We start from the raw sequence: 12,877 nt of genomic DNA, 5'->3' as shown, positions 1-12,877 counted from the left end.
AGAGCACCATGCAACAACACACGTCGTCTTATTACGCTGCCAGCACAAATAACCAGCGAGAGTTTCCTCAGTTAAATCAAGATATTCGTTGTGATGTTTGCATCATTGGTGCTGGTTTTAGTGGTTTGTCTTCGGCCTTGCACCTCGCTGAGAAAGGTTTCCATGTGGTGGTGTTAGAGAGTGCCAAGGTGGGCTTTGGCGCAACTGGGCGCAATGGCGGACAAGTAGTTAACAGCTATAGCCGCGACGTGGACGTAATTGAGCAGCGCTATGACAAAAATACCGCCCAAGCCTTGAATGAAATGATCTTTGAGGGCGGAGAAATCATCCGTTCTCGCATTGCCCAATATAATATTGAGTGTGACTACCAAGCCGGTGGTGTTTTTGCTGCCAACAACCCTAAGCAGTTTAAAGGCTTACAGGAGCAAAAAGCCAATTGGGAGCGTTTTGGCAATCACCAATTGCAATTGTTAGATAAAGCAGAGTTAGAACAAATAGTAGGTACCACTGCCTACCAAGGTGGCTTATTGGACATGCAAGGTGGGCATATTCATCCGCTTAATCTTGCTCTAGGTGAAGCCGAAGCGGTACTTGGTTTAGGTGGTGAGATTTATGAGCAATCGGCAGTGTTAAGTTACCAAGCGGGTGAACCTGCCAAAGTCACTACCGAACATGGCAGTGTTACTGCCAACTATCTATTGTTTGCCGGAAATGCCTACTTGGGTGGGCTTGAGCCAAAGCTGAGCGATAAGGCGATACGCTGCGGCACCCAAGTAATAGCCACTGAGCCTTTAAGTGATGAGCTGTGTCAGCAGCTATTACCAAAAAACTACTGTGTGGAAGATTGTAACTACTTGCTTGATTACTACCGTTTGACCGGAGATAAACGTTTATTGTTTGGCGGAGGAGTGGTTTATGGCGCTAAGCCTTTGGCGTCTATAGAAAAGCAAATTAGGCCTAAATTCGAGGCCCTGTTCCCGCAACTAAAAGGGACCGCGATTGATTACGCATGGACCGGAAACTTCTTGCTTACTTACTCGAGAATGCCTCAGTTTGGTAGGCTCGATAGCAACATATATTACTTGCAGGGTTACAGCGGTCATGGCTTAACCTGTACTCATTTGGCCGGTAAGTTGTTAGCCGAAGTGCTTAGTGACCAAGCGCAGCGTTTTGATGTATTTGCTTCACTTAATCACTATCGTTTCCCAGGAGGGCGGCATTTAAAGGTGCCATTCACCGCATTGGGTGCGGTGTATTACAACCTGCGAGATAAATTAGGTATTTAGCTTGTTTAGTCTTTAGGTTGGCTTACCGAATCGCGTTTTACCAGCGTAGGCACGTATTTATGAATAGGTGCAACACTTTCGCCACTGGCTAACGCTAAAGACATCTCGGCGGCTTCCATCGCCATCATCTCAATGGGGTAACGCATGGTGGTGAGTTTTGGGCGCAAGTAGCGAGAGAGTAATACGTCATCAAAGCCTATTACCGATACATCTTCGGGTACTCGATAGCCGTTGTCGCAAAGTACGGTGATGGCGCCAGACGCCATGGAATCGTTGTAAACAATTAGGGCGGTAAAGTCTAAGCCGCGCGCTAATAGGTTTTGCGCCGCAATCTCGCCGCCAATTTCATTAGGATCAGATGAGGCAATGGCATGTTCAGCTAAGGGCATGCCTTCTTCACTCAATACCGACTTAACACCTTCTAAACGCAAGCGTGGATCTTCGATGTCGTAGCTACTTGTTATGCAGGCAATGTTTTTGTGGCCTAATGATAACAAGTGACGGGCGGCTGCTTCTCCGCCGGCTTGGTTGTCTAACCATACACAACGGTGAGCTATTTCTGGGATATAGCGGTTAATTAACACTAAAGCTGGAACGGCTTCTGCGTAGTCAATTAAGGCTTGATTGCTTAAGGCTTTAGAGTGCACCACCAAGGCCTGACAACGCTGTTCTAAAAGCGTTTCAATGGCGCGCTTTTCACTCTCTGCACTAACTAAACCGTTACTGATCAATAACTGGATATTGTTGTTGCGGGTTACTTTCTCTACCCCGCCAGCTAGTGTGGCAAAAAATGGGTCTGTTAGCTCACTAAACACTAAACCTAAAGTAGGGTTGGTTTGGGTAACCAGAGCGCGGGCATTGGCGTTAGGCCGATAGCCTAGCTCTAACATCACCTTCTTTACAAGGTCGCGGTTTTTGGCACTTACTTTGGGGCCATTATTGACCACCCGAGATACGGTGGCGACAGAAACACCGGCGGCAGCTGCTACGTCTTTAATTGTGGCCATTTATACTCCAAGAAAACGGTTTTGCTTGTGACTAAGTTGAAAACACTAGCTATAAGATGTGCTGGCGTCACGACCAGTGACTAGGCGATGTAGTATCTATAATTTAACAAATGTAAATCAAATGTGGAAACGTTTTCCTTTGAACGCGAGTGTAATCACATATTATCTATGCTTTTTTTCGCTGTGGTGGCAGGGTTTGAGCTGTTCTGAAACTGTTAAGAAAAACTGTTACATACACTTGCTCGCTAAGCATTAGCCGCTTAAAGTAGCGCTAGATGCTAACAGCAACATAATTAAGGAGCGCTGAGTGAGCGTATCAAGAATGTTCCCTGCCACCCGCATGCGTCGAATTCGCCGTCATGATTTCTCTCGTCGCCTAGCCAGTGAAAACCAGTTAAGTGTTGATGATTTGATTTACCCAATGTTTGTGATTGAAGGGGAAAACCAAACAGAAACGGTTGCGTCCATGCCTGGTGTAAAGCGTTTTAGCATTGATCTGCTGTTAAAAGAAGCTGAACAATTAGTGGCCTTAGGTGTGCCGATGATTGCCTTGTTCCCGGTAACGCCGCTTGAGCAAAAGTCATTGTTGGCAGAGCAAGCCTATGCCGATGATGCCCTAGCGCAACGAGCGGTGCGCGCACTTAAACAAGCTTTTCCTGAACTTGGAGTGATGACCGATGTGGCATTGGACCCGTTCACCACGCATGGTCAAGACGGCATTATCGATGACGATGGTTATGTGCAAAACGATATAACCACCGAGATTCTGGTGAAACAGGCCTTATCTCATGCAGCCGCAGGGGCTGATGTTGTTGCGCCATCGGATATGATGGACGGCAGAATTGCCGCTATTCGAGAAGCGTTAGAGGAAGCGGGTTATCACAACACCATGATCATGGCTTATTCAGCCAAATATGCCTCTAGTTACTACGGACCATTCCGCGATGCAGTGGGCAGTTCTGGTAACCTAAAAGGTGGCAATAAAAAGACTTACCAAATGGATCCCGCCAATGGTCAAGAAGCACTACACGAAGTGGCTTTAGATATTGAAGAAGGCGCCGACATGGTAATGGTAAAACCAGGTATGCCCTATTTGGATGTGGTTCGCCAAGTTAAAGATGCCTTTGCAGTGCCTACCTTTGCTTACCAAGTAAGTGGCGAGTATGCGATGCATAAAGCCGCCATTGAGAATGGTTGGTTAGCCGAGCGCCCGGTAGTGCTTGAATCTTTACTTACCTTTAAACGTGCCGGTGCCGATGGCATTTTAACTTACTTCGCTAAAGACGTAGCGCAGTGGTTAGCCGAAACTAAATAAAACCTTACTAGGTAGTTGTTAAGCCCCCTCCGAGGGGCTTTATTGTAATATGAAGAAAATACTGTTTGCCCTACTCAGCCTTAGTTTATTGTTTGCTCTGGCGGTATTAATCGCCTTTGCGTTGATGGTATCTAAGCAAGCCACTGTGCTCACTCCTCCTTCGGTGAGTGCTCGGCAAGTTGCCGATGCCAAAGACTGGCTTAAACAAAACTTGCAGCTTTTTCGTCGCGGGCAGCAATCGGTTGATATTCAACTTAGCCAACAGCAGCTAGATGGCTTGTTAGCTTTATCATCCACAGCTTTTAGTGGTTTAGATGCTGAAGCTGCGTTTGCCGAATCTGAGTTACGCCTGCGTGGCAGTATTACCTTGCCTAAGAGCATTTACCAAGGCTATGTAAACAGCGAAATTAGTTTGCATTCCTCAACTCAGGGCTTGCAGTTTGGTCAATGGAAGGTAGGCCAACTAAGTTTACCGGGCAGCATGGCGCAATATATAGCGCTGCGCTTGGCAGAGCGTTTGTTCCCAGAGTTACAAGCCGATGAGCTATTAGCTAGCATTAAAGCAGTAGACGTTAGCCAGCAGCAAGTGCAGTTTAAGGTTGAGCCAGTAGAGGATTTAGGTTTAAAAGTCGCTGGTGCTTATAAGAACCTCAATCAGTTGAAAGATCCGCAGCTAGCCAGCTTACCAGTGGCGATTTACTACCAAAAGCTAAGCCAGTTAAGAAAGCAGTATGGTGAACAGCAAGCCATTTCTTTATATGATTATCTGTACCCACTGAGCTTTGATGTCGCAATGCGTGGTGAGCAAAGCGATGTTCTACAAGAGCAACAGGCTTTAGTGTGGGCAATGGCGATTTTTTTCAGCCAAGGCACTTTTCAAAAAGTGATGGCGCAACGTTTTGCTGATGACCTGACTCTAGAAGCCGCTCCAAACAACGTGACCCTTGCGGGGCGCAGAGACTTACTGCTGCACTTTGTCTATTCGGCGGGCTTGAGCATGGCTGCAGAGCAAGGTTTTAGTGCTTCAATTGGTGAGTTTAAAGAGCTATTTGATTCTTTAGAGGGTGGCAGTGGTTTTAGTTTTGCCGATCTAGCAGCTGATCGCACAGGCATTGAGTTTGCTGAATCGGCTAAAAACCTTAACAAGGCCGAACAGTTTTTGACTGTAATGCGCTCCGCACGTTCGGAACAGGCATTTTTCCCACGAATAGATGATTTAGCCGAAGGCATTAGTGAGCAAAGCTTTGCCCAAGTTTATGGTTCTACAGACTCTGAGTTGTATCAGCAAAAAGTGTTTTTTATCGACCAGCGCATCGCTCACTTACCGGCTTTTCTTAACCCTGAACACTAGGGTCTGTTGATCTTTGCTGATGGTTTTGCAGCAACTTATTAGCCATTTAGGCAATGCAGAGAGTGTGCAGTTAAGTGGGCTTAATAATCTCTCGCTAAGGCTGAATAAATGGCTAAGAAATGCTGCCCGAAGGGTTCGGATAAGCGAACTTTACTCTTTGTTAAGCACTTCTTGCTTAGCCCACTAGGCTTCTAAGTGCTCGCCGCGATTAAAGCCCGCTTATCTCGAACAAAATTTCAACACCAAAGATCAACAGCCCCTAGCCAAATATTAGCAAGGCGCTGCCTAGTACACATAAACCGGCGCTAAGCCAGGCCGAGCGAGTAGGCGCTTGTTTGGTTACTATCCATAACAGCGGCAGCACCAACACCGGTGAAGTTGATGATAACAGGGCAACCACTGATACATCGCCATATCGCAGGGCAAACAGCATCAATGTCATGCCTACTGCCATGGCTAAAAAGCCATTGGCAGCGATCATAACAAATAGCTTTGAGTTAATCGGCTTAAGTGTGCGCGCAAGCTTGTAACCGCTTAGCCATAGCAAACAGTGGGCTGAGAAGGCACTTAGCATTCGTAATGCTGAGCCCGCTACTGGGTCAATAGCGCTGTATTCTGGGGCGCTCATCAGCGGTTTTAACATTACTGTACCTAGGCTTTGGCAGAGCGCCGCCGTTAACCCCAAAGCAACTGCTATGCTGACTGAGCCGGTAATTTTTTCCCAGCTGTGCTGTTCACTTCGGCGACCAAAACTAACAGCTAATATTACGCCTAAGAACAAACAAGCAGCGCCTAATAGCGGCCAACCAAGCAAATCTTCATTAAATAGCCATACTCCTAAAAAGGCAGAGAAAGCGGCGTGACAGGCAAATAACAAGCTGGCGCGGCGTGGTCCTAGGCGGTTCATACAGGCAAACAAGGCGGTGTCGCCAACAAATACGCCAATAAAGCCTGACAAAGCAAACAATCCCGCTTGCGACAGGCTAATCATTTGCCATTGGTTATTGTATAAAGTGGCACCAAGCAGCATTAGGCTCACTAAGCCCATGCGCCAGCGGCTATAGGCAAAAGCGCCCATCACTCGGCTAGGGGTTACCGAGATTAAGCTGGTGCACGCCCATAGCGCAGCTGCCAGCAAAGCTAACCATTCATAACTCAATGTATGCTCCAAAAACGCAATAAGAGAGGGCTAAGTGAAACGCTGAGTTAACTTAGGCAGGTACCGCTTGGCTTGGCTGTGCCCAAGTGGTGACAAAGGTATTACGACCTTTGCGTTTGGCAGCATACATGGCATTGTCGGCGTCGATCAATAAACGGGACAAATCTTTTCTTTGGGTTTCAAAGGCAATGCCCATGCTAATGCTAATGGCGAGGTGTTGGTCGTTAACTGAGCAAGGTTTTTCGGCAACTTGTTTGACAATGATATTGGCTAAGTCTTGCGCATGTTGGCGCTGGCAATTGGCCCATAATATACAAAATTCATCGCCGCCAAATCGGGCAAACATTGCCTCTTCAGGGAGTTGTTGTTTCACGCAGGCTACAACATGTTTTAGCGCATCATCACCGGTGTGATGACCGTATTGGTCATTAATGTGTTTAAATTTGTCTATATCAAACAGCATTACTGCCATGCTTAATACAGATTCACATTGAGTATCAAGCTGGCGCTCTAATTCTCGGCGGTTCAAGATATTGGTGAGAGGGTCGATGCGCGCTTGCTCAGCAAGGTGGCGATGAGCGCGCTGAGTATCGATAGAAAACAGCTTGGCCACAATACTTAATAGAATGGCGCAGTTAATAAAGACCAAACCCATAGAACTTCGTTTTTGCTCTACATCACTGGGGAACATAGGGTCGCTTGGCCAGTAGAATACCGCAAAAAAGGCCACGCTTATTAGGGCTAAAATGGCATTGCGAATGGACGGCTTTTCTTGCCATAGCAAAAATGCCACTGGATAAATAACAATAAGATGGAAGAAAATAAAGGACTCGATACCAAACCAACGGGTAGAGGCTAAAGTAATATCGAGAACAAATACCGTTAACAACCAGGCTCTGGCTAGATCATTTTGATTTAACCAGTTAAACAGCAGCGTTAGGGTATAAGCAAATACCACTAAGCCATTAACCAGCCAGAATTCAATCGCCGTAATGTTGTGCTCAAGCGCTTGAACAATAACGTTTAGGGCAAGTAAAGGCAGGCCTATAACCACAAATAGATTGGTCATACGAACGGCGTGACGCTTTCCTTTGCTGGTGCCTATGTTAAGTATCTTGTTGAGCAACCGTGTTCCTTACAGTTAATACTCAAATAAAAACGATTGTATACCTGAAAAAGTAAAACTACTGTGAATTAGCTTAGATCGCGACTGTTTAATCGAAAGTTTGGCAATGTAACCCTGGTTACATTGCCACGTTACTTAATCTAGGTGCTTAATTAACCAAGCTATTGCGTCGGCGTATACAGGCGTCATCAGCGGTTCTAATTTCGCTAAACTTGCCAGTAACTGTGAACGCTCTGCAATGCTGATGTTGATGTGGCCAACTTTACGCCCTGGACGAACGTCTTTGCCATACCAAAATACTTCCACCCCTGGCACGCATAGCCACTGATGATTGTATTCAACACCAATCAGATTAAGCATCACACTTTGGGTTTTAACCAAAGGTTGCACTAAGGGTAAATCTGCCACGGCTCGAATATGCGCCTCGAACTGACTAAGGCTAGAGCCTGCTTGGGTCCAGTGGCCGCTGTTGTGTACGCGAGGTGCTATCTCATTAATAAGCAACTTATCGCCAACCTGGAAGCATTCCATGGTCATTACACCCACGTAATCTAACGAGTCCATTAGCTTACCAAGCATATTTTCAGCCTGGCCCTGAAGGCTCGCTTTACTCGCAACCGGTGATACCGTGGCTAATAAGATACCTTCATGATGCTGGTTAATCGCAAGTGGGTAGAATGCGGTGTCACCGTTGGCGTGGCGCATACCAATAAGTGATACTTCTTCGTCGAAGCCTATCGCTTGTTCTGCAATACAATGATCTAACCAGTCTTGTGGAATGGCACGTTGTTCAGCGTTGCCACTAAGCTTTAACCAATGCTGGCCTTTGCCGTCGTAGCCGCCGGAGCGCTGCTTTAGCAATACTCGTTCGCCTAACTCAGCAAACAGTTGTTCAGCGCTGTGACCTTGTTTTACATCTACCCAAGGGGCGGTGGCTAAGCCTAAGCTGTCGAGCAATTTCTTTTGGCTTGCTCGGTCTGCTAGCTGAGCTAAAGCCGGGCCGTTAAGAAAGCTTGAGTGTTGAGTAAGTTGCTCGGTGGCTGGCGTTACCGGCCAGTGCTCGCGCTCAACGGTAATAATGTCATTGGCAGCGATATCAAAGGTATCAGTCTCGTCAGTTTCTACTGGGCGAACCTCAATGTTTAATGGTTGCGCTGCGTGTTTTAGCATTGCTCCCAATTGGCCCGCACCTAAAATCCAAATCTTATTCATTTTGCTTACCACTACTCAGCTACGCGAGGATCTGGGTGGGCTAATACTGATTCTGTTTGGGCACTGCGGAAAGCCTCGATACGCTCAGCTAGTTCTGGGTTAGTGGTAGCTAAAATCTGTGCAGCAAACAATCCCGCGTTATAAGCACCAGCAGTGCCAATGGCAAGAGTACCAACTGCTACGCCTTTTGGCATTTGGGCAATCGATAACAAGCTATCCATACCGTTTAAGGCTTTACTTTGAACTGGCACACCAAGTACTGGTAAACGGGTTTTAGACGCTACCATGCCTGGCAAGTGAGCTGCGCCGCCGGCACCACCAATAATCACTTTAATACCACGGTCGGCAGCGTTGGCTGAAAATTCCATTAATTTGTCGGGAGTGCGGTGAGCACTAACTACTTCAACCTCAAATTCAACGCCCAATTGTTCTAGTACTTCGGCGGCGTTTTCCATAGTTGGCCAATCACTTTTTGACCCCATGATGATGGCAACTTGTGGTTGTGGCATTGTATTCTCCTCGACTTAAATAGCACAGTGGTAACACGTTTCTTAGCGGCAACAAAATTGTTGTCTATTTGCGCGCGCAGTTTGCCAGCCTTACCCGCTAAGGTCAATATTAGCGCAGTGTTAGCCAACAAAATCGAATTTTGTTCTAGCTGTACAGTGCTTTGTTTGGGTAAAAGTTCAGGTGCTTGCTATTTTTGTGATGTTTACTGCTTAATCAATACGAATTGAGTAGATTTGGACTACTGTTAAATGAGTACAGTAGCCTATAGCTAACAATAGAATTCATTAGCCTCTAAGGAGAGAAGCAATGTGGAAACTTGTGGTTATTTTATCTCTACTCAGTGCCCCGCTAATGGCAGCTAACGTAGAGTTACGTTTGCCTGCTTATTCCGATGATTCACACATTTTTTATCATGAACTGCTAGAGCAAGCCCTGCTTGAAGCTGGGCACCAGCCAGTGATTGATGTTCCTTCATCTAACTTACCGCAAAAGCGGGCTGAGTCGATGCTACGTAATGGCCAATTAAGTTTAGTGTGGCTGTTAGCGTCGGCAGAGCGTGATAAAGATCCTAATTTTACCCCAGTTCGCGTGGGCTTAACCAATGGCTTAATTGGTCACCGACTATTGCTGGTGCCACGCTCTGAGGTTGATGCTTATCGTTTTGTAAATACGCTAGAAGACTTTCAAAAGCTGGATAAAACCGGTGGTTTTGGCAAAAATTGGTTTGATGTAGATGTATGGCAAGCCAACCAGCTAAAAACCGTTGAAGTTGATGGAGAGTGGCGTCGTTTATACAAAATGGTAGCTAACCATAAACGTGGAATAGACTACTTCTCGCGAGGATTTACCGAGATTGTTAATGACTCACTACAACACCCTTATTTAGCGATAGAGCCCTATTTAATTTTGCAGTATGAGCGTGATTTTCAGTTTTATGTGAGTAACTCCCAGCCTGAGCTTGCAGCAATTATCGAAGACGCTTTAAAAAAGGCTGAAGACAGTGGCTTGTTGGATAAGCTGATTGAAGAATACTGGCGAGAAGACTTTGATTTACTTAATTATCGCCGACGGGTAAAAATTGAGTTAGCTACACCTAACTAGCACTTAACAAAGCGCTTCAATAATCTCTAAGGGATAACCTGCTTGGCTTTGCACTTTTGCTTCCAGTTCTAGTTCGGCTGCGCGTAAAGGATGTTGTTCATTCCAGGTGGGTGGAAAACATAGCCGCCAATCCTCTTCGGCTTGAAGCACGCTTATCTTAGGTACGCTCCCTTCGGTGCGGCGCATGCACACAATAATGGCAATGCGTAATAATCTAGCCAGCACCAAAGCTTCGGGCTTTTCTAAGGCATTTTGTTGAGCAAGAAGTTCGCTTTGCCAATCACCACGCTGGTTTAACAAAAGGCAGGAGACAAAGTGTTTTTGTGCGCTGGTAAAACCGGGCAAATCTGAATGATCAATAATATATGCGGCGTGTTGGGGCGCTTTCTTAAACTCAATATTTAAACCCACTTCATGGAACATTGCTGCCCACTTCAACAGGCTTAAAGCGCGATCACTAAGCTTGGGTGTTACTTGTTGCGCCATCGTTAAGGCGCAGTTTGCTACGCGTTCGGCGTGTTGATTGTCGATGCGATGACGTTTTACAAAGCTTTCCACGGTGCGAGCTCTTACACTGCTGGTATCTTTTTGGCTAAGTAGGCCATATACCAGTCCTTCACGTAAGGCACCACCTGCCAAGGAAAGAGACTCGATTTGCAGGCTTTCGAATAGTGCAATTAATATCGCTAAACCAGATGCAAAGACCGGTTTTCGCTCTTCAAGCAAACCTTTAATATCAAGCTTTTCAAGCGTGCCGCAAGCAACCACTTGTTGTTGAATTGCCTTTAATTTTTGGTAGGTAATACGTTCATCAAGACCTTGAGCGGTAATAATTTCTAACAGTGCTTGAATAGTACCTGAAGCGCCCACGCTGCTTTGCCAACCTAGACGGCGATAATCGCTAAGTACTGGGGAGATCACTTCTTTAGCCGCATCAATGGCAAGCTCAAAGTTGGTTTCGCTAAGCTCTTGTTGGAAGAAACGTTTTAACCAAGTAACACAGCCCATATCTAGGCTGTTCAGGAGTAAGGCTTCACTTTGTTCGCCGACTACTAGCTCGGTACTGGCACCGCCAATATCAATGACTAAACGCTTGCCACTGCCGCTGCTGGTATGTGCCACGCCACGGTAAATAATTTTAGCTTCGGTTTCGCCGCTAATGATATGTATCTTGTGGTTGAGAATTTTTTCGGCTTGCTGCAAAAACTCATCAGCATTAGTGGCGCGACGCAAAGTAGCTGTGGCGACAATTTTAATTTGCGCTTCTGGTATGTCTCTTAGCTGCTCGGCAAACAAGCTCAAGCATTGCCAACCACGCACCATGGATGCGTGATCGAGCTTGTCGTTGGCATCTAAGCCTGCGGCTAAGCGCACCTTTCTCTTCACCTTGGCAATGGTTTGCACGCTTCCACTCAGCTCCCGCACAATTAACATGTGGAAGCTGTTGGAACCTAAATCAATGGCTGCATATAGGGGTGAAACTTTAGACACGCTGTTCCTTGAATCTACTGCTTAGTGACGCTGACGTCGCTGGTTAGAGTGACCGCTATTACCGCGACTGTTTTTGCGGTTACCGCCACGGCTATTATTACCTTTGGTGCGATGGATTCGCGTTGCCTTGGGTAAATCACGCATTAGCGCCTCGGTATCATATTGGCTTACCGGCACTGGGTGCTTAATGTACTCTTCTATGGCAGGTAAATTAAATACGTACTCTTCACAGGCAAGGCTAATGGCATGGCCACTTGCGCCAGCACGACCTGTTCGGCCAATACGGTGCACGTAATCTTCGGCATCGTCTGGTAAGTCATAGTTGAAAACATGGGTTACCGACGGAATGTGCAAGCCACGGGCTGCAACATCGGTAGCGACTAATACGTCAAGTTTACCTTCGGTGAACTGTTCTAGTATTTGCACTCGCTTACGCTGCGGTATATCACCGGTTAGCAAACCAACGCGATGTTTGTCGGCACTTAAGTGGCCCCAAATATCTTCACAACGGTGTTTAGTATTAGCAAAAATTATGGCGCGTTCTGGCCACTCTTCTTCTATTAGAGTTTGCAACAAGGCCATTTTGTCGTCGTTAGACGGGTAAAACAGTTCTTCTTGAATGCGAGCGCCGGTCATTTGTTCGGGCTCTACAATAACGTGTTCCGGTTCGTTCATATGCTCAAACGCTAATTCTTTTACCTTAAAAGAAAGCGTGGCTGAGAACAGCATGTTTAAACGCGCTTTTGGCTCTGGCATGCGGCGCATTAAATAACGAATGTCTTTAATGAAACCAAGGTCGAACATGCGATCAGCTTCATCTAATACCATGGCTTGCACGGCATTTAAGCTAAATGCACCTTGTTTGAAGTAGTCGATCATTCGCCCGGTTGTACCGATAAGAATGTCTACACCTTCATCTAAAGTGGCACGCTGACTGGCATAACCTTCGCCGCCATAGACCAAACCCAACTTGAGACCCGTTGCTTTAGCAAGTAAGCGAGCATCGTTATGGATTTGAATAGCTAATTCGCGAGTTGGTGCGAGAATAATCGCACGCGGTTGATTTTGTTGGCGCGTTTCGGGCACTGCTGTGGTTAGCAAATGATTAAACGTAGCAACTAAAAAGGCGAGAGTTTTCCCCGTACCGGTCTGAGCTTGGCCCGCAATATCTTTACCAGTGGTTAAGATTGGGAGGCTTTGCGCTTGGATTGGGGTGCAATTGTGATAGCCGTGCTGCTCTAAGGCGGTTAATACCTTATCTTGCAGTCCTAACTCGGCAAATCGGAGTTCTGTTAAATGTGTTTTGCTCATTGCGTAAG

11 protein-coding genes are annotated in these 12,877 nt (G+C 46.4%); 4 read left to right on the top strand and 7 right to left on the bottom strand.

The features are described from left to right. Positions 1-8 precede the first annotated feature (8 nt). On the top strand, positions 9-1,286 hold the full coding sequence (locus K5620_RS20820; protein WP_016400095.1) for an NAD(P)/FAD-dependent oxidoreductase: 1,278 nt from the start codon (positions 9-11) through the stop codon (positions 1,284-1,286). A 5-nt stretch (positions 1,287-1,291) separates the two neighbouring features. Here the strand turns inward: K5620_RS20820 and K5620_RS20815 are convergent, their stop codons facing one another. After that, positions 1,292-2,293, bottom strand: coding sequence for a LacI family DNA-binding transcriptional regulator (locus tag K5620_RS20815; RefSeq protein ID WP_016400094.1), 1,002 nt, complete (start codon positions 2,291-2,293; stop codon positions 1,292-1,294). A 322-nt stretch (positions 2,294-2,615) separates the two neighbouring features. Between K5620_RS20815 and hemB the strand changes: the two genes are divergently transcribed. Then, on the top strand, positions 2,616-3,608 hold the full coding sequence (hemB, locus tag K5620_RS20810; RefSeq protein ID WP_040306735.1) for a porphobilinogen synthase: 993 nt from the start codon (positions 2,616-2,618) through the stop codon (positions 3,606-3,608). Between the two features lie 49 nt (positions 3,609-3,657). Beyond that, entirely contained in the window at positions 3,658-4,959 is a 1,302-nt protein-coding gene (locus tag K5620_RS20805) for a YfiM family lipoprotein (protein WP_016400092.1), read from the top strand. Between the two features lie 259 nt (positions 4,960-5,218). Here K5620_RS20805 and K5620_RS20800 read toward each other — a convergent pair whose 3' ends face one another. The 4 genes from K5620_RS20800 to purE form a co-directional block, all read right to left on the bottom strand. Next, entirely contained in the window at positions 5,219-6,118 is a 900-nt protein-coding gene (locus tag K5620_RS20800; protein WP_016400091.1) for a DMT family transporter, read from the bottom strand. Positions 6,119-6,170: 52 nt separating this feature from the next. Beyond that, complete coding sequence (locus K5620_RS20795) at positions 6,171-7,244, bottom strand: GGDEF domain-containing protein (RefSeq protein WP_016400090.1); 1,074 nt, start codon at positions 7,242-7,244, stop codon at positions 6,171-6,173. 135 nt (positions 7,245-7,379) lie between these two features. Beyond that, positions 7,380-8,456, bottom strand: coding sequence for a 5-(carboxyamino)imidazole ribonucleotide synthase (purK, locus tag K5620_RS20790; RefSeq protein WP_040306733.1), 1,077 nt, complete (start codon positions 8,454-8,456; stop codon positions 7,380-7,382). Between the two features lie 11 nt (positions 8,457-8,467). Beyond that, positions 8,468-8,965: a 5-(carboxyamino)imidazole ribonucleotide mutase gene (purE, locus tag K5620_RS20785; protein WP_016400088.1), complete on the bottom strand. Its 498-nt coding sequence runs from the start codon at positions 8,963-8,965 to the stop codon at positions 8,468-8,470. Positions 8,966-9,272: 307 nt separating this feature from the next. On the opposite strand from purE, the gene K5620_RS20780 reads away from it, so the two are divergent. Continuing rightward, positions 9,273-10,067 (top strand): type 2 periplasmic-binding domain-containing protein, encoded by a 795-nt coding sequence (locus K5620_RS20780; protein ID WP_016400086.1) that lies wholly within the window; start codon positions 9,273-9,275, stop codon positions 10,065-10,067. Positions 10,068-10,070: 3 nt separating this feature from the next. Here the strand turns inward: K5620_RS20780 and gppA are convergent, their stop codons facing one another. Next, the gene (gene gppA / locus K5620_RS20775) at positions 10,071-11,558 is read right to left on the bottom strand and encodes a guanosine-5'-triphosphate,3'-diphosphate diphosphatase (RefSeq protein ID WP_016400085.1); all 1,488 of its coding nucleotides are present in this window, start codon (positions 11,556-11,558) and stop codon (positions 10,071-10,073) included. A 21-nt stretch (positions 11,559-11,579) separates the two neighbouring features. After that, positions 11,580-12,869, bottom strand: coding sequence for an ATP-dependent RNA helicase RhlB (gene rhlB / locus K5620_RS20770; protein ID WP_016400084.1), 1,290 nt, complete (start codon positions 12,867-12,869; stop codon positions 11,580-11,582). Positions 12,870-12,877: the final 8 nt, after the last annotated feature.

The sequence above is a fragment of the Agarivorans albus genome, assembly GCF_019670105.1.
In the GTDB taxonomy this organism is placed as follows: Bacteria; Pseudomonadota; Gammaproteobacteria; order Enterobacterales; family Celerinatantimonadaceae; genus Agarivorans; species Agarivorans albus.
Note: the sequence above shows the minus strand (reverse complement) of the source record. Positions and strands in the feature narration are given on the sequence as shown.